This is a genomic window from Castellaniella defragrans 65Phen (assembly GCF_000612685.1).
Taxonomy (GTDB): Bacteria; Pseudomonadota; Gammaproteobacteria; order Burkholderiales; family Burkholderiaceae_B; genus Castellaniella; species Castellaniella defragrans.
In genome coordinates this window covers 1,485,115-1,502,241 of record NZ_HG916765.1, presented here as the reverse complement: position 1 = coordinate 1,502,241, position 17,127 = coordinate 1,485,115, and the positions used below count along the sequence as shown (strand labels likewise).

Sequence of the window (17,127 nt, the reverse complement as noted above, 5' to 3'; positions counted from 1 at the left end):
CTGAATCTTGTGACTGTAGAGACGGCCGCCCGGACCGCGCAAGAGGGAAATCCCGGGGGGAAATCCCGGGAGGCGGCCTCCCGGCCTCGCCCCGAAAGGCGAGGCGTGCGCCGGACGAGGCGTGCGCCCGGGTGCGTCAATGCTGGATGCGCGTGCCCAGCACCGCCAGGAACTGGGCGATCCAGGCCGGATGCGCGGGCCAGGCCGGCGCGGTCACCAGGTTGCCGTCCGTGTGGGCCTGGTCCACCGCGATGTCGGCATACCGGCCGCCCGCGAGGCGGACCTCGGCCGCGCAGGCCGGATAGGCGGAGCAGGTGCGGCCCTGCAGCACGCCGGCCGCCGCCAGCAGCTGCGCGCCATGGCAGATCGCCGCGATGGGCTTGGCGGCGGCGTCGAAGTGCCGCACGATGGCCAGCACGCGCTCGTCCATGCGCAGGTACTCGGGCGCGCGCCCGCCGGGGATCACCAGCGCGTCGTAGGCCGCCGCGTCCACCGCGTCGAAATCGCGGTTGACGGTGAAGCGATGCCCGGGCTTTTCGCTGTAGGTCTGGGCGCCGTCGAAGTCGTGGACGGCGGTGGCCACCCACTCGCCGGCCTTCTTCCCCGGGCACGCCGCATCGACCTCGTGCCCCACGGCCTTCAGCGCCTGGAACGGCACCATGACCTCGTAGTCCTCGACATAGTCGCCCACCAGCATCAGCAATTTCTTCGCCATCGTTCGTCTCCTGTAAAGTAGTCCCGGGCCGATGCCCGGCGCGTGGATGCCGGCCGCCGAATTCCGCGTGCTCCCGCATGCGGGCTTCGCATGCGGATGTCGCCGCATGCAGTCTGCGCATTCGGACGCCGCATCCGCCCATTGTGGCGCCCCGGGCCGGCGCCCGGGTGGTATTCCCATACCGCCGCACCCCATACCGCCGCGCGCCGGCCGCGCGGGCCTTGGAAAACCCCGTCCCGGCCCCATGTATCCCTCGTTCAACTCGCGGAAGCCCCTCATGCCCACTCTGTTCGATCCGCTCCAGCTCGGCGACCTGTCGCTGCCCAACCGCATCATCATGGCGCCCCTGACCCGCTGCCGGGCCGAGCCCGGGCGCGTGCCCGGCGAACTGATGGTCGAATACTATCGCCAGCGCGCCGGCGCCGGCCTGATCATCAGCGAAGCCACCGCCGTCACGCCGATGGGCGTGGGCTATCCGGACACGCCGGGCATCTGGTCGGACGCCCAGGTCGAAGGCTGGAAGAAAGTCACCGCCGCCGTGCACGCCGCCGGCGGGCGCATCTTCCTGCAGCTCTGGCACGTGGGCCGCATCTCCGACCCGCTGTATCTCGACGGCGCCCTGCCGGTCGCGCCCAGCGCCCTCCAGCCCGCCGGCACCGTCAGCCTGGTGCGTCCGAAGAAGGCCTACGTCACGCCCCGCGCCCTGGACGCCGGCGAGATCCCCGGCATCGTCGAGGCCTACCGGAAAGGCGCGGAAAACGCGCGCGCGGCGGGCTTCGACGGCGTGGAGATCCATGCCGCCAACGGCTACCTGATCGACCAGTTCCTGCAGAGCCGCAGCAACCGGCGCACCGACGCCTACGGCGGCCCGGTCGAGAACCGCGCCCGCCTGCTGCTGGAGATCACGGACGCGATCCTGGAGGTCTGGTCGCCCGGCCGGGTCGGCGTCCACCTCGCGCCCCGGGGCGACAGCCACGACATGGGCGACGACCGCCCCGAAGAAACCTTCGGCTATGTGGCCGAGGCGCTGGGCCGGCGCGGCATCGCCTTCCTGTGCCTGCGCGAACACGAGGGCCCGGACAGCCTGGCGCCGATGATGCGCGGGAAATTCCCGGGCCGATTCATCGCCAACGAGGCCTTCGACCAGGACAAGGCGGCCGATTGGCTGGCGCGGGGCCGCGCCGACGCGGTCGCCTTCGGCCGGCTGTTCATCGCCAACCCCGACCTGCCCGTCCGTTTCGCCCAGGGAGCGCCGCTGAACGGCCCCCGGCCGGAACTGTTCTACGCCTCGGGCGCCGAGGGCTACACCGACTATCCGGCGCTGGAAGGCTGCGGGACCGCCGCCTGAGGCGGCCATGAGGCAGCCCCGGCGGCGCGCCGCCGCGCGATCCTATGCCAGGCTGGCGTCGATCAGGCGCGCCGCCGCATCCGCCAGGTGCCGCGCCGGACCGTCCGCGCCGAACATCTGGCTGGACACGTAGGCGCCTTCCAGCAGGAGCTGCAGGCCGTCGCCCAGCGCCCCGGGATCGCGCGCGCCCATCTGCCGCGCCAGCTCGGCCAGGCGCGCGCGCACCTTCCGCTTGTGCGCCACCGATACCAGCCGGGCGGGGTGATCGGGCTCGGGGTATTCGACGCAGGCGTTGGTCAGGCCGCAGCCCCGGTATCCCGGCAGGCCGGTCCGTTCGGCCAGCCCGGCGAAATAGGCCAAGACCTGCGCGCGCGGGTCGCCCGGATGGGCCTCGGCCGCCGCATCGAAGCGGCGCCAGAATTCCAGCTCGTAATCCCGCAGATAGGCCGCGGCCAGATCGTCCTTCGAGGCGAAGCTGCGATAAAGGCTGGGCTTGGTCACGCCCGCCTCGGCCACGATGGCATCCACGCCCACCGCCCGGATCCCCTGATGGTAGAACAGGTCGCGCGCGCTGCTGCGGATGCGGTCGGCCGCGCGCGGCAACCCCGCCTTGGGAGCGGCGGACGCCCGGCCCTCCGGACGCGGTCCGGCCTGCACTGTCTTTTTCATGATTCCGCTCGATTCCGCCCGATTGATTCCTGATGCCTGATTCCGCTTGACGATGTTACTGACCGGTACGTATTATATCCCGTCCAGAACGTACCGGTCAGTAACATACCATGCCCTCTCCCGCGCGTCCCGCGAACTCCACCCTCGTGTCCCGCCTAGGCCAGCGCTACGCCTTCGTGGTGGTGGGCGTCATCTTCTTCTGCCTGCTGTTCTCCGCCGGGCTGCGCGCCACGCCCGGCGTGCTGCTGGATCCGCTGCACCAGGCCTTCGGCTGGAGCCGGGCGACCATCTCGCTGGCGGCCGCCCTCGGCATCTTCTTCTACGGCATGGCGGGGCCTTTCGCCGCCGCCGCCATGGACCGTTTCGGCCTGCGCCGCGTGCTGCTGGCGGCCCTGGCCGTCATGGCGGCCTCCTCGGCCGCCAGCGCCTACATGACCCAGTCCTGGCACCTCGTCGCCCTGTGGGGCGTTTTCTCGGGGATCGGCTCGGGCGCCGTCGCCACGGTGCTGGGCGCCACCATCGCCAGCCGCTGGTTTCTCCGCCATCGCGGCCTGGCCATGGGCATCCTCACCGCCAGCACCGCCACCGGCAACCTCGTCTTCCTGCCCCTGCTCGCGGCGCTCGCCTCCTCGGGCGACTGGACGCGCGCGGTCTGGGCCGTGGCCATCGCCATGGTGGCCATGGTGCCGCTGGTCTGGCGGCTGGTGCCCGACAGTCCCGCCAGCGTGGGCCTGCTGCCCTACGGCAGCGACCCCGCCGATCCGCCCGCGCCTCCCGCGCCGCGCACCGGCCTGATCGCCGCCGCCTTCGGCGCGCTCGGGCGCGCCAGCCGCACCCGCGCCTTCTGGTTCCTGTTCGCCACCTTCTGGGTCTGCGGCTTCACCACCAACGGCCTGGTGGGCACGCACCTGATCGCAATGTGCGGCGACCACGGCATCCTCCCGGTCCAGGCCGCGGGCCTGCTCGCGCTGATGGGTGTGTTCGACCTGGTCGGCACCACGGCTTCCGGCTGGCTCACCGACCGCTACGATCCGCGCAAGCTGCTCTTCGTCTACTACGGCCTGCGCGGCGTCTCGCTGATGGTGCTGCCCTACACCGATTTCTCGCTCTACAGCCTGTCCATCTTCGCCATCTTCTACGGCCTGGACTGGATCGCCACCGTGCCGCCCACCCTGCGCCTGGCCACCGACGTCTTCGGCGAGCGCGACGCCCCGGTGGTCTTCGGCTGGATCGTCGCCGGCCACCAGATCGGCGCCGCCACGGCGGCCTGGATGGGCGGCTTCATCCGCGAGGCGTCCGGCAGCTACCTGCTGGCCTTCGTGCTTTCGGGCGCCACCGGCCTCGTCGCCGCCGTGATCGCGCTGCTGATCAAGCGCCAGCGCGTGGCGATAGGGCTGGCGGCGGCTTGAGGGCGTGTCGTTCAGGCCATAGCGCATCGGACATGGCGCCGCCCCAGCGCTTATGATTCCGATACCATCATCCTGTATCGCAGAGCGGAGCGCGGCTTTTTCGTGTACGGATTCGCCAAAAGCGACCACGACAACATCGCGCCCTGCGCGAACCCCAAAAAACGAACAGGCCCTGGGAATCCAAGGGCCTGTCGTTTTGAAACTGGCGGAGAGGGTGGGATAAAAACCCTAATCGCCAAAATGCCTTTATTTTCAATCAGTTAAGTAAGCGTTGCGGTTGAAAAACAACAAAATCTTTTACCTACTGCTTTACCTATCATTGTAGCAGGTAGGAATTTTTTCATCCTCTGCTTTTTTCCATCCTTGCTGATTAGCCTTTGGCTAATTAGTAAGGCAAGGGTTTTAATCTGGAAATTGAAAAGCAGGTGTTTCTATTTTCTGTGGCTAATATCTGATATTGGCTTTTGTCTCATTTTTTTAAGCAGCCTTTTTTCTATACCAGGTTGCTCTTGAAATACCTGCTAATTCCCAAGGCTTACCTTCTTTTGTTGTGGTCTTTGGTCTACCTCCTAACTTTCCTCTATATGATTGTAGACTGATAAACTTTTTTTCTCTAATCTCAATATCAAAGTTTTTCCAAACCCATTTACTAACACTCTTTGCTATGGCTTTTATCTCATTCAAAGATAAGGGGGTAGTAAATTGGTTATAACTGCTTGCCTGCTGAATACAAGCCTGAAAAAAATTGTCTTGGGTTGAGTAATGGCAAAAATTTGTATAAGCCCAACTTCTCAACAAATCAAAAACAGCACAATTTCTTCCTAACCCTATTGCTTCTTGTATGTTCTGTTTTTTTGTTGGTTGGCTTTCAATGTCAAGGTATTCCTCAAACTCTTGTAAAGTGTAGTTCTCTGCTCTTACTTGAAAAGTTAGCCAATAGTCATTAAGTGGATTTTTACAAATAAGTCCTGAATAATTTTTATCTGCTTTCAATGCTTTGGTTAAAGTGTTCTCAATAGCAGAAGCGTATTGAAGTGGTTTTTTTCTAGCATTGCTACAAGTCAATACTGGGACTTCAAGATCATAAAATAGATGACTATGCCCATTTTCTCTATTGATTGCTACAAGATTGGGAAGTGGTAGATTGTTATCATCAGCATATTCCAAAGCATTTTTATAATCACAATCAAACACAAAAAACTTGTGGGAAAGTGGGCTATTGTGTTGAATATATCTTTTTGTGCTTGCCTGTTTTTCTGGTCTAATTATCAACCCATAATTGAGGTCATCAGAACAGTAAGGTTTTGCTGATAGATTATTTTTGAATTCTTTGAATTGGTTTTTTTGATTATTATTATACATACTGAATTACCTTGTGCTTGTAATTAGTATATGAAATTGATTGAGAAAATCAAATAGAAAAAGCCACTTTTTACAGTGGCCTTTATTTCATATCAACTTAGCACAAGATAGTATGAATAATAACATAGCAGATTGCTACATTGATATTATACTGAATATTTTTTATTATTCAAGAGAGCAGGGCAATTAGGGTTTTTAACCTTAATAATTTCCAGGCAAACAGCAGATGGGGCCATAAGGCAAAGATCCCCCTTTTCGGGAAAAGCAATAGAGGATGATTAAACCCTATATCTCTTTCTTTGGTTGTCTTGTTGTTCAGCCTCTAATTTTTTAGCCTGTTCAACTTGTGCTAATGCTTGGGCTACTGCTATTTTAGCCTTTAAAACTCTATTCATATCTTTTGGTTTTGCTCCCTCTGCTTGTGATAATTCACTTAAAGCAGATTGTAAAGATGCCTCTGCTTCTCCTACTCCACTACTTACTGCTTGCCCTGATAAGCCTTGTCCTGCTGTTTGTTGTGGCTGTTGATGCTGGTCTGGTGTTGTAGGGGTTGGACTATTCTTTGTTTTTTCCTCCAAGGAAAGGGGTCTTTGTCTTTCGACCTTATTGGCTGTTGGCTTGGGAGTTTCTATCTTCAACTCTAATTTGTTAGCCTGTTTTTCACATTGGTTAAATGCTTGTAGTAGTTCAGTCTGGTTGTGTTGCTTACCCTCAAATCTATCAACTACAAGAGCATGAAAAGACTTAATCAGTTGAATGTCTGCTTGCCTATCTTGTGCTGTGTATGTTGGCTTTTCAATTATTTGGCTGTTAATTCTTTGATAGTCTGCTGTGCTATCTTTTGAAAAAATACCTCCTGATAATCTCATAGCCTTTGCTTCACCAGGCTGTTTAATTGATATGTAATTGTCCCCTGCTCTGCTAATTTGAATACCATTTTTTTTAAGGTGTTCTATCAACTGCTCTCTGTTCTGTATTTTTTCAGTTCTAACTATGTTGTGGATGACTTGGGATTTTTGATTGGCTTTTTTTTGTCTTTTGAAGATCTGGCATTTTTCTTTCTGCTGATGTTAGCCCATTGCTGTTTCGAGTTCTCAATACCTGCTCAAAGCCAAAAGTATCATTCACTAATCTGGTTATTGCTTGCCCTGTTTTGATTGCTGTTTTTCCTCTATCTCTACCTATCACAGGCCAAGGGTTAAACTTCTCTCCCTCATTGGTTAAATGTGGGATGATAAAGTGGTATTCAGTATTTCCTTTGTCCTGATGCTTAACCACAAGCATATCAACCTTGCCTCTATACTCTTTTGGGATTGCTGTTTTTTGAAGTAAGTCAATTAGTTCATTCTCTTGATTCTTGTCTAACTTCTCATTATCTCTGAAAGCAATAACTCCACTAGTAGATTTGTTTTTGTCTCCCATATTTGGATGCTTGTCATAATCTTTAATAAGTTGGGGATCACCTAAAATTGTTTTTGGTGCTACTTTCCTTTCTTCTTTGTTGCCATCAATCATTCCCAAAACATAGTTTACTGCTCCACTACAAGATTTAATCTTGTTCTCTTTTTGCCTAATTGAGATTTGAACTATTGCCATTTTCTCATCTCCTTTTTCAATTCTTCTAATTGGTGATGTATGGCTTGAAGTTCTGCTTTGATATCTACTTGTCTTTTTGATTTGTAGATTGCTTTGAGTAATCCAAAAACCTGATTGAGATTTGAAAGTGTCTTTTGTCTCTCCTTAAAAATAAGTGATTGATTAAGTGCTTTCATCCTCACCAGCACACCAAACTTATAACCTTTATCATCAGCCTCCTTTTGGATCAGTGCTCTTTCTTCTTCATTGAATTTGATTGTTCTGCTGGTTCTTTTTGTTGTTGCTGTTTTCATAATCTACCCTTTCTTTTTATTTTTAGTGGTGCCCCTTTATCTTTTGGCTCTTTGTCTTTTTTCTCTGGGGTCTCAATATCTTTTATATCTCCACCGAAAATTTTTGCAATTGCTTTTGCTCCATAGTAGATAATCATCATTAAAATTGCTATGGGCAATAAATAAGGGCAAGCAATAGCAAACCAAAAAATGCCGAATAATTTTATTGTGTCTAATATGTCATTATCCTCATCATTCATAATCAATTTCCTTTAATAATCTGTGATTAGATTTATGGGGCTTGGGGGACACCCCAAACAGCAAAGACCTAACTTGTTAGGGCTACTAATGGGGAACCCCATTAGGTTGCTGGATTAGATAAATCTAATAGATAATTTAGTATGGAAAATTAACTGCTTATTGTCAAAAAAAACACTGCTTAATAATGCTGATTATTTGAAGAAATAGACCAAATTTTGTATATTTTGGCTATGTGTATATGCTTGTGTATACACTAAAATAATGGCGGTATATATGAAGAAAAAAAGAGTTCAAAAGGGGCAATCAGTTATTAGTTTCAGATGCTCAAAACAGCAAAAGCAATTTATTATTGATTATGTGAAATCTGAAAACACTGATATTAAATTGGTGTTTACGAACTATTTGAATGACTTGATGACTAACCACAACCAAAAAAATATATTGGATATGTCTGATATTTTTGGATAAAAAAATGCCTCATATTTCAGAGGCATAAACTTCAAGCAATCAGCAAAAATATTTTTTGTTGTAGTGGCTCAATGGCTTCTTTCATTTGCTCCATTGTGTATTCATTGCTATAAATCTTGTTGTTTATGTCATCATTCTCATGTCCTAATTGCTGGGTTCTCATTTCCCAACCTATTCCATGCCTTTTCATGAAATCATTAAAATATTTTCTCAATGAATGAAAAACCAACTTATCCCTATGTATGTTTGTTTCTTGTAGCAGTCTAGCAAACTTTTTTCCCAAAGCATTACCAGCACCTTTGCCATCCTTTTCTCTATACCTGAAAACTTTATTTTCTGGTTGTTTTGAGTTTTTAGCATAATCCAAGAAATCAGTTATAAATTGGCAATCAGGCAAAGCCACATCTCTAATTCCTGCTGATGTTTTTGACTTCACAACTTTGATATAGTTGATGCCATCCTGCTTTTTTAGATGGTGCTTTTTCAGAACTGTAATTTCTCCTACTCTCAAACCTGTAATTAGAGAAAGCAGACAAGCATAATAGAAATCTTTATCTTTTTCTGTTCTGATTTTGAATTGTTCACTTGTGAATAACTGAATTATCTCATCATCTGAAAAAATACTATATTTGCTTTTTTCAAGTTGCTTTTTGCTTAATATAGTTTGGTTTTTTGTTGGGTTTTCACCAAAATAATATCCGTGACTGATGGCAAAATTGAAGAAGGTTTTCAAGACTGTGATTTTATTGTGTGCTGTTCTATGACTGTTGTTTTTTTCAGTTAGTAGAAACTCAACAAAATTCACTACATCACTAACCATTATTTTAGTTATCAATGGGTTTTTGGTGTATGTGGCAAAGTCTTCAATTGTGTTTTTATAACTATCAATTGTTGCCTGTGTGAATTTTTTGAATAGCAGAAACTTATCTAATGTTTGCCTAACTGTTAAACCTGATGGCTCTGTGGCTTGAATAGAGGCGTTTTGAGACCTTTTTGGTGCTACTGCTAACCTTTCTACATACTCAGACGTTTTAAAGGCTTGTAGGGTCTCTAAAAGCATTCTGTGATCTTCAAGACTATCTGCTTGAAAGATGCCTTTGCTGATGTCTATGTTGTATTTCCTGATAGTCATATGGTGCCTTTGCTGGACAATGGCAAGGAATAGAGGCAAGGCTCTAATGATAGCCTCAGCTCTGCTCTTGGTGCCTAATGACTTTTTGACCTGCTTGCCTCTGAGGCTGGTGTGGAGGTAGTAGATACCTGTTTCAGGTCTGGGGTAGATGGGTAAGTTCAGGCTCACTTTTTACCTGTGCCTTTACCTACTCAACCAACTGAAAAGAAAAAAGCCCTGAAAAATCAAGGCTTTAGAAGAAATGGCGGAGAGGGTGTCCGCCTTTCTATCATCCGTCTATGTTCGTATAGAATCGCTAACGTATTGATTACAAAGCAACTATCAGCATAGACGGACAATGATGGATTTGTAGATATCCATTGCAATCCACGTCTTTATGTGGGCATAATGGCTTCGTAGAGTTCTACGGACAATTTTACAAATGCCCAAAAAAGCACAATACCGTACCGACCGCTGGGTGGCATCCCGCAAGGGGCCGGGGCGCTATGCCGTGGGCGGTGTGGACGGCCTGCACCTGCGCATCACTTCAACTGGCAGTCGATCCTGGGTGCTGCGCGTCAAGGTGGGTGACCTGCGCCGCGACATTGGCATAGGACCGTACCCTTTCGTGACCCTGGAGCAGGCGCGGCAGGAAGCCTTCGAGATCCACAAACGCATCCGCGACGGTGCCGACCCGCTGGCCAAGCGCCGAGAAGTCCGCCAGGCCATCAAGGCGCAACAGGCAGGCGACAAGACATTCAGCGAGTGCGCCGCCGCCTACATCGAGGCCAAAGCGCCGGAATGGAAGAACCCGAAGCATCGGCAACAATGGGAAAACACCCTGAGCCAGTACGCCTACCCTGTCATGGGTTCGCTCGCTGTGGCCGATATTGATCTGCCGCATGTGCTCGCTGTGCTGGAGCCAATCTGGACGACCAAGACGGAAACCGCGTCCCGGCTACGCGGGCGCATCGAGTCAGTGCTCGATTGGGCGACGGTGCGCAAATACCGCACTGGCCTGAACCCGGCCCGGTGGAAAGGCCACCTGGACACGATCCTGCCCGCCAGGGGCAAGGTGCAAAAAGTAGAACATCACAAAGCGATGCCCATTGACGACATGCCGGGATTCTGGCGCGATCTGGCCGGTAGGGACGGCATGGGTGCCCGCGCCTTGCAACTTGTCATTCTGACGGCCGCGCGATCCGGTGAGGTTCGCGGCGCGACGTGGGATGAAATAGATCTGGACGCGAAAACCTGGACGATTCCCGCATCCCGCATGAAGGCCGGGGCCGAGCATCGAGTACCGCTGTCAGATACCGCTGTGGCGCTGCTGAAGGCCGTTCCCCGGCTGGAAGGCTGCCCGTATGTCTTTCATTCTGTACGCAGTGGCCAGCTATCAGACATGAGCCTGACGGCGGTCATGCGCCGGATGGGGCTGGCGGCGGTGCCCCACGGGTTCCGTTCAACCTTCCGCGACTGGTGCGGCGAACGTACCCACTACCCGCGTGAACTTGCCGAACAGGCGCTGGCGCATACGCTGGCCAACCGGGTTGAGGCAGCATATCGTCGTGGTGACGCGCTGGAAAAGCGCCGTGACATGATGCAGGCGTGGGCTGATTTTCTGAGGGGTGAATGATGGACTATTTCGATGCAATCGAAAGCCGGTTCAAGCAAATAGCACAAAAAAGGTTGGAAGGTGATTGGCGTCTCAATCTCCTCATGGCCGAGCTTTCAGGTATTGGAAACGCCTCCAAGCCAGCATTAGGATCGTTGAAAATCCAACTCCTTTATAAATTCAATGACGCATGGAGCATGGCCGAGTTTACTGGTGACTTCTCAAGGCTGGACGCTCAGATGGTTCAGGCAATCGACGAATGGGCCGCAGAACAAAAAATAGCCGTCGAGCCTATACCGCCGACCCAATCAAGAGTCATGCGCCGAAAGGCGCTAATTGAGACCCACGGTGCCCGGTGGCCAACTATTGATGGCGATATCCGACATGCAGCCGAGAATGGCCTGAGCAGCGCAAAGGCTGGAGCTCGCGGCTGGGACGAAGAGCGTGCCCTAGCATGGGCGAAATCACAGGGCAAGTTAATTGCCGACCCCGGATACTCAACACGGGTACATCGAATGGGCTGATTCTCCCGGAATTCTCCCGGAATACTCCGGTATCGAAATATGCCAATAATGGGAAACCATGTTCAACAGCATCCACAAGGATACAAACATGGTTCCCCAAATTCATTCCCCTCAACAAGCCAATCAAGCAGCCGATGATCTGCGCCTGATTCGCCTGAATCAAGTCATGGCAAAGATCGGCATGGGCCGCTCCTGGGTCTATGCCAAGGTCGCCGAAGGCGCTTTCCCCCAACCCGTGAATTTCGGTGGCCGAGCGGTCGCCTGGCTGGAATCCGAGGTGGACGCCTGGATTCTGGAACAGGTCGCCAGCCGCAAGGCCAGCTAAAGGGGGAGCTGCAATGAGCGCCGTTCAAATTCTGCTTTCTCGCCTGGATAAGGTGAAGCCCACGGGCCGGGGCCGGTGGATTGCCTGCTGCCCCGCCCACGAGGACAAGCACCCTTCCCTTGCGATCCGTGAAACCGACGATGGCAAGGTGCTGGTGCATGACTTCGGCGGATGCAGCGTGTATGACGTGCTGTTTAGCGTCGGCCTACAAGTCCAAGACCTGTTCCCGCCGTCGCCTGGGCCGCGTGAAATCCTGCGCACGGCCAAGATGCCGTTTTCCTATGCGGACGCGCTGCGGTGCATTTCGTTCGAGGCGCTGCTGGCAGCCACTGCTGCCTGCAACCTGGGCAATGGCGTGGCACTGGGCGACAAAGACCGCGCCAGGCTGCTGCAAGCCTCCACCCGCATCAATCATGCGCTGGAGGTGTGCGGATGCCGGTAACAGCACTCGAAGCCGCAACGATGGCTATTGATGCTTCCCTGGGCGCATCCTGGGAAGCGAACATGGTGCAAGCGGCCACCATCACCCCACAGCCGATCAACTGGCTTTGGCCCACCTGGCTGGCGACCGGCAAACTGACCATCCTGGCAGGCGCAGCAGGTACAGGCAAAACGACCCTGGCCCTGGGGCTGGCGGCAACGCTGACCAGTGCGGGTATCTGGCCTGACGGCCAGGCGTGCAATACAACCGGCAACGTCATTATCTGGTCTTCCGAGGATGACCCTGCGGATACCCTGATCCCGCGCCTGATGGCGATGGGGGCGGACCTGGAGCGGGTCTACATCATCCAAGGCAAGATCAGCGATCAAGGCGAACGGGAGCCGTTCGATCCGGCCAGCGACATGGACTTACTGAAGCTCGCAGCCGCCCGCATGGGTGGCGTGGACTTGCTGATGATTGACCCCATCGTATCGGCCATCAAGGGAGATATGCACAAAGCAAACGACGTGCGCCGGGGCCTGCAAGCCATGGTGGACTTCGCCGCCGAACAGGGTGCAGCCATCATCGGTATCAGTCACTTTGCGAAAGGCACAAAGGGCAGCGACCCACAAGAACGGGTGATCGGCAGTCAGGCTTTCGCGGCCCTGGCCCGGATGGTATTGGTAGCAGCCAAGCAGGAAGGTTCCGACATGCGGGTGCTGGCCCGCGCAAAATCGAATATCGCCGTTGACGACGGCGGCATCGAGTACGGCATTCAACCGGCGACACTGGATAGCGGGATCGAAACGACCCGCGCCTGGTGGGGCGGAAAGATCGAAGGCAGTGCCCGCGAAATCCTGAACGCAGTGGACGGGGTGGACGATGGACACACGGAACTGGACGACGCTTGCGACTTCCTGCGTGACCTGTTGGCCGATGGCCCCGTGCCATCCAAGAAGGTGAGGCAGGATGCCGACGGGGCTGGGTATTCCTGGGCAACGATTCGCCGAGCACAGAAAAAAATCGGTGTAGAGGCCGAGCGCGTGGGCGACGGAATCGGAGCCAAAAGTGGATGGGTCTGGCGTCTTAGCCCTGGTACGCAATTTCCTAAGATGCTCAACGAACCCGCTAAGGCGCTCAACCCTGGGAGTGAGCATCTTAGGGAAGATGTGAGCACCTTAGTAGAAATCGAGCCGTTCAAATCCCATTCGGTGGAGGTCTTCTAATGACATCCGCTGCCCGCATCCTGGATGATTTGCGCCAGGCAGGAATCGAGCCGGAAGTGCTGGACGGAAACCGTCTGGCCGTTCCGGCTGGCGTCCTGTCCGACGACATGCGCCATGCGATCCGCACCCACAAGGCCGAACTGATCGAACTGCTGCTAGCCGATCACGCCGCACTGGCCGCCCGGTATTACCTGCACCATTTTTCGTGCGCGACCTGCATAGCCGCAGGCCAAAACCCGCATCTGGCCCGCTGCGCTGTGGGTCTGCCGTTGTGGCGGGTATTTCAGTCTGGTATGCGTGCCAACAAACAACACGTTCAGTCCGCCTAAATCCGCCAACATCCAAGCCCTGAAAAAGGGCTTTTTCTTTGCAAATCAATATGATAAATACTGGATAAATACCCGGTATTTTTCCTATAGGAACCAGACACATGAAACTCCACGAAATCCGCGAAGCCCGCGCCGCCAAAGTCCAAGAGGCCCGTGCCCTGCTGGACGGCGAAATGACCGCCGAGAAGAAAACCGCCTTCGACAAACTGAAGGCTGAAATCACGGCCCTGGAGGCTGACGAACAGCGCCAAGCCTTCATTGACGAAGCCGAGCGCCGCGCCGCTGGTGAGCCGGTGGATCGCGGCATGGCGGATCTGGAAAGCCGGGTGACGCTGACCGAGGCCATCATGGCTCAAGTCGAGAATCGGGCGACGACGGGCGCACTGGCCGAGTTCAACGCCGAACAGGCCCGCCAGGGTGTGACGGCCCGCCGTGGTGGCGTCCTGGTGCCGACCAGCGTGTTTGAGAAACGAGCAACGCAAACCACGACCAGCCAGGCCAGTATTGTCCCCGACGATTACCGGCCCGATCAGTTTGTGGGCCTGCTGCGTAACGCGATGGTCATGCGCAGCCTGGGGGCGCGTGTGCTGACTGGTCTGCGGGGCGATACCGTGATCCCGAAGCAAACCGGGGCGTCTACGGCCTACTGGGTTTCCGAGGGCGAGTCCCTGACCGAATCCGCGCCGACCTTCTCCACGATCAAGCTGCAACCGCGCCACGTCGGGGCGCTGTCGGCAATCAGTCGGCAACTGCTGCAACAGGCAAACCCCAGCATCGAACAACTGATCCGGGACGACTTCGTACAAGTCGTGGGGCTGGCCATCGACAAGGCGATGATCCACGGCCAATCGGCCAACGATGAGCCGGTGGGCATCCTGAACGTGTCGGGCATCCAGACGGGCAGCCTTGCGACTCTGGACTGGGACGCCATCGTCGCGCTGCTGGAAAAGCTGGCCCTCAAGAACGTGACGGCCAACGCGATCCTGACGCATCCGAAGGCCGCCAGCAAGCTGCAAACGACGCTCAAGGAAACCGGCCTGCCCGGATACCTGATGCAGGATGGCAAGGTGGCCGGGATCAGCACTTACGTCACCAACCAACTGGACGCCAAGACCGGCACCCCCGCAACGGGCCGTGTTCTCGCGGGCGACTTCTCGCAACTGATCGTGGGCCAGTGGGGCAGCGCCGAGATTCTCGCCAATCCGTATGCCGCCGGGTACTACGAGAAGGGCGATATTCAACTGCGCATCATGGCCACGATGGACATGGTGTGCCGTGAGCCGAACGCCTTTGTTCTGGCTGACGACGTGGCGCTGTGATGGAAATCCGGTCAAGCGGTGATCTGGCGCTGGCTGGCCCTGGACGTGTCCGGGGCTATGCCGCCGTCTTTGGTTCTGCGGCGCACCTGGGCGCGTTCGATGAGATCGTGCGGCCCGGTGCCTTCGCGGATTCGCTTGCGTCCGGCCAGGCGATCCGGGCGCTCTACCATCATCAAGGCGATGCGCTGCTGGGATCTACCCGGTCGGGCACCTTGCAACTGCGTGAGGACGATCATGGTCTACGGTTCGAGCTGGCTCTACCTGATACCACTCATGGCCGCGATCTTGCCGTCTTGATCCAGCGCGGCGACGTGGCCGGGTGTTCCTTCGGGTTCACGGTGCCTGACGGCGGCGACCGCTGGGAACAGCGATCTGGCACGTTCCTGCGTGAACTGCTGCGGGTGGACCTGCGCGAAATCACGCTGACCAGCGACCCGGCCTATACCGATACCACGGTGGCACTGCGCAGCCTGGACGAACAGCACTTCTACGCCGCCATCCGCGATCCGATCATCATCGGGCGGGCCTGGCTGGAGACGTGCCGATGATCTGGCCCTTCAAACGATCTGAGACGCGATCCACGAATCAAGCGCCTGGGGGTGACAGCTACTGGCAGGACTTCGCGGCCCTGCGTACCGGCAACAAAAACCCCGAAGGCTTGGCCGCAGTGTGGGCGTGTGTCAGTCTCATTTCCGAGACGCTGGCAAGTCTTCCCTTCGCCGTCTACCAAGGCAATGATAAGGTGCGCTCGCATCCGCTACACAAGGTGCTCAACCGCATGGCGAACGATGGAACGACGGCATTTGAGTTCCGCGAGAGCATGACCGCTGCCGTGCTTTTGAGCGGTAACGCCTTTGCCCGCATCGAGCGCGATCATACCGGCCAAGTAAAGGCGCTTCACCAAATACGTGATGTGTCTGTGCTGCGCCTGCCGTCTGGCAAGCTGGCCTACGAGTATTCCGACAATGGGCGTGTGGTGCGTCTGCTGCAAGGTGAGTGCCTACACCTGCGCGGTCGCCTGGGCAACGATGGGGTGCTGGGCATGAGTCCTATTCAGATAGCCCGCAGCACCTTTGATCTGGCCCTGGAAGAGCAACAGCACGGTGTGAGCACCTTCCGCAATGCTGGCCGCCTGAGTGGTGTGCTGGAATCCGCCGCGACCTTAAAGCCCGAACAGCGCGACAGCTTGAAGCAAAGCTGGCAGGCTCAGTACAGCGGTACAGGCAACGCTGGCCGCACTGCTGTATTGGAAGCTGGCCTGACATTCCGGCCTATTTCAATGTCTTTGCAGGATGCCGAGTGGCTGGCTTCGCGCCAATTCAGTGTCGAGGAAGTGGCCCGCATCTTCCGGTGCCCGCCGACCCTTATCGGCGATCTGCGCAATGGCACGTATAGCAATTCGTCTGAGATGTTCCGCGCCTTCGTGGTGACGACGCTGCGAACCTGGATGACCCGGTGGGAGCAAGCCATAGAGGCGGTGTGTCTGTCAGAGGCCGCACGTAATACGTTCTATGTCGAGCATTCGGCTGAAGGGCTGCTGAGAGGGGATTCCACGACACGGGCGGCATTCTACGCATCCGGCATTCAAGCGGGCTGGCTGAAGCCTTCAGAAGCAAGGGAGCTTGAGAATCTACCGCCGATAGATGGGCTGGACGACTTTACCGCCAATGACGGAAAAGCCCCCACAACGCCAACCCCACCATATCCGAGCAAGGAGGCCGAGTAATGACCAAGGCCAACAAGTCGGGCCGGGAAGCTGATCCCCGGCGCACTATCCCGCTGAACAGCGTGACATGGCGCAAGCTGCGTGCCGCAGTGCTGACCGAAGAACCACTATGCCGTCACTGCGCGGCCAGGGGCATCACTGAACCGGCAACGGACGTGGATCATATCTCGGGCGATCCGAGCGACAACAGCCGGGAGAACCTATGCCCGCTGTGCCATTCATGCCACTCGATCAAGACTGCACGCGACCACGGCAAGAACGTGGCTATGGGCTGCGATGTGAACGGATGCCCGCTGGACCCTTCGCACCCCTGGTATCGCCGCTCTGACGCCGTTCTGGCAGGCCAGCAAGCCATTGAACGCCAGAAATCACGGGCAGCCGATGGGAATAGACCGTCTGCTCCCCCTTCTTTTAACGCTGACTGCTGAATC

21 protein-coding genes are annotated in these 17,127 nt (G+C 55.4%); 13 read left to right on the top strand and 8 right to left on the bottom strand.

Features of this window, described 5'->3' with window-relative positions; translation table 11 throughout:
• Positions 1-136: 136 nt before the first annotated feature.
• The gene (locus BN940_RS06765) at positions 137-715 is read right to left on the bottom strand and encodes a DJ-1/PfpI family protein (protein WP_043681406.1); all 579 of its coding nucleotides are present in this window, start codon (positions 713-715) and stop codon (positions 137-139) included.
• 277 nt (positions 716-992) lie between these two features.
• Here BN940_RS06765 and BN940_RS06760 point away from each other — a divergent pair, with 277 nt between their 5' ends.
• Complete coding sequence (locus tag BN940_RS06760) at positions 993-2,063, top strand: alkene reductase (RefSeq protein WP_043686151.1); 1,071 nt, start codon at positions 993-995, stop codon at positions 2,061-2,063.
• A gap of 42 nt (positions 2,064-2,105) precedes the next feature.
• On the opposite strand, the gene BN940_RS06755 is transcribed toward BN940_RS06760, so the two are convergent.
• Complete coding sequence (locus BN940_RS06755; RefSeq protein ID WP_052355660.1) at positions 2,106-2,732, bottom strand: TetR/AcrR family transcriptional regulator; 627 nt, start codon at positions 2,730-2,732, stop codon at positions 2,106-2,108.
• Between the two features lie 110 nt (positions 2,733-2,842).
• On the opposite strand from BN940_RS06755, the gene BN940_RS06750 reads away from it, so the two are divergent.
• Both BN940_RS06750 and BN940_RS20230 read left to right on the top strand, forming a co-directional pair.
• Positions 2,843-4,141, top strand: a complete 1,299-nt coding sequence (locus tag BN940_RS06750) for an MFS transporter (protein WP_084330553.1) — start codon at positions 2,843-2,845, stop codon at positions 4,139-4,141.
• Positions 4,142-4,159: 18 nt separating this feature from the next.
• Positions 4,160-4,405 (top strand): type II toxin-antitoxin system RelE/ParE family toxin, encoded by a 246-nt coding sequence (locus BN940_RS20230; RefSeq protein ID WP_338075612.1) that lies wholly within the window; start codon positions 4,160-4,162, stop codon positions 4,403-4,405.
• Between the two features lie 213 nt (positions 4,406-4,618).
• Here the strand turns inward: BN940_RS20230 and BN940_RS18885 are convergent, their stop codons facing one another.
• The 6 genes from BN940_RS18885 to BN940_RS18860 form a co-directional block, all read right to left on the bottom strand.
• Positions 4,619-5,503, bottom strand: coding sequence for a replication initiation protein (locus BN940_RS18885; RefSeq protein WP_052356050.1), 885 nt, complete (start codon positions 5,501-5,503; stop codon positions 4,619-4,621).
• Positions 5,504-5,781: 278 nt separating this feature from the next.
• On the bottom strand, positions 5,782-6,462 hold the full coding sequence (locus BN940_RS18880) for a hypothetical protein (RefSeq protein ID WP_148304905.1): 681 nt from the start codon (positions 6,460-6,462) through the stop codon (positions 5,782-5,784).
• A 28-nt stretch (positions 6,463-6,490) separates the two neighbouring features.
• On the bottom strand, positions 6,491-7,099 hold the full coding sequence (locus tag BN940_RS18875) for a relaxase/mobilization nuclease domain-containing protein (RefSeq protein WP_148304904.1): 609 nt from the start codon (positions 7,097-7,099) through the stop codon (positions 6,491-6,493).
• The gene (locus BN940_RS18870) at positions 7,090-7,392 is read right to left on the bottom strand and encodes a plasmid mobilization protein (protein ID WP_148304903.1); all 303 of its coding nucleotides are present in this window, start codon (positions 7,390-7,392) and stop codon (positions 7,090-7,092) included. Before BN940_RS18870 ends, BN940_RS18875 begins: the two co-directional genes overlap by 10 nt.
• Positions 7,389-7,631, bottom strand: coding sequence for a hypothetical protein (locus tag BN940_RS18865; RefSeq protein WP_148304902.1), 243 nt, complete (start codon positions 7,629-7,631; stop codon positions 7,389-7,391). The genes BN940_RS18870 and BN940_RS18865 overlap by 4 nt, the downstream gene beginning before the upstream one ends.
• A 500-nt stretch (positions 7,632-8,131) precedes the next feature.
• The gene (locus tag BN940_RS18860; RefSeq protein ID WP_148304901.1) at positions 8,132-9,400 is read right to left on the bottom strand and encodes a tyrosine-type recombinase/integrase; all 1,269 of its coding nucleotides are present in this window, start codon (positions 9,398-9,400) and stop codon (positions 8,132-8,134) included.
• Positions 9,401-9,653: 253 nt separating this feature from the next.
• On the opposite strand from BN940_RS18860, the gene BN940_RS06745 reads away from it, so the two are divergent.
• From BN940_RS06745 to BN940_RS18390, 10 genes are all read left to right on the top strand, one after another.
• On the top strand, positions 9,654-10,847 hold the full coding sequence (locus BN940_RS06745; protein WP_052355659.1) for a tyrosine-type recombinase/integrase: 1,194 nt from the start codon (positions 9,654-9,656) through the stop codon (positions 10,845-10,847).
• Complete coding sequence (locus BN940_RS18855) at positions 10,844-11,350, top strand: hypothetical protein (RefSeq protein WP_148304900.1); 507 nt, start codon at positions 10,844-10,846, stop codon at positions 11,348-11,350. The genes BN940_RS06745 and BN940_RS18855 overlap by 4 nt, the downstream gene beginning before the upstream one ends.
• 58 nt (positions 11,351-11,408) lie before the next feature.
• Entirely contained in the window at positions 11,409-11,675 is a 267-nt protein-coding gene (locus BN940_RS06740) for a helix-turn-helix transcriptional regulator (RefSeq protein ID WP_242404281.1), read from the top strand.
• Between the two features lie 13 nt (positions 11,676-11,688).
• The gene (locus BN940_RS06735; RefSeq protein WP_043681403.1) at positions 11,689-12,117 is read left to right on the top strand and encodes a DNA primase; all 429 of its coding nucleotides are present in this window, start codon (positions 11,689-11,691) and stop codon (positions 12,115-12,117) included.
• Entirely contained in the window at positions 12,108-13,322 is a 1,215-nt protein-coding gene (locus BN940_RS06730) for an AAA family ATPase (protein WP_084330552.1), read from the top strand. Before BN940_RS06735 ends, BN940_RS06730 begins: the two co-directional genes overlap by 10 nt.
• On the top strand, positions 13,322-13,651 hold the full coding sequence (locus tag BN940_RS06725; protein WP_043681400.1) for a TubC N-terminal docking domain-related protein: 330 nt from the start codon (positions 13,322-13,324) through the stop codon (positions 13,649-13,651). The genes BN940_RS06730 and BN940_RS06725 overlap by 1 nt, the downstream gene beginning before the upstream one ends.
• Before the next feature lie 101 nt (positions 13,652-13,752).
• Positions 13,753-14,970, top strand: a complete 1,218-nt coding sequence (locus BN940_RS06720) for a phage major capsid protein (RefSeq protein ID WP_043681397.1) — start codon at positions 13,753-13,755, stop codon at positions 14,968-14,970.
• Positions 14,970-15,518, top strand: a complete 549-nt coding sequence (locus BN940_RS06715; protein ID WP_043681394.1) for an HK97 family phage prohead protease — start codon at positions 14,970-14,972, stop codon at positions 15,516-15,518. Before BN940_RS06720 ends, BN940_RS06715 begins: the two co-directional genes overlap by 1 nt.
• A complete protein-coding gene (locus tag BN940_RS06710; protein ID WP_043681391.1) occupies positions 15,515-16,696 on the top strand; it encodes a phage portal protein in 1,182 nt (393 codons plus the stop codon). Before BN940_RS06715 ends, BN940_RS06710 begins: the two co-directional genes overlap by 4 nt.
• The gene (locus BN940_RS18390) at positions 16,696-17,124 is read left to right on the top strand and encodes an HNH endonuclease (protein ID WP_173424578.1); all 429 of its coding nucleotides are present in this window, start codon (positions 16,696-16,698) and stop codon (positions 17,122-17,124) included. Before BN940_RS06710 ends, BN940_RS18390 begins: the two co-directional genes overlap by 1 nt.
• Positions 17,125-17,127: the final 3 nt, after the last annotated feature.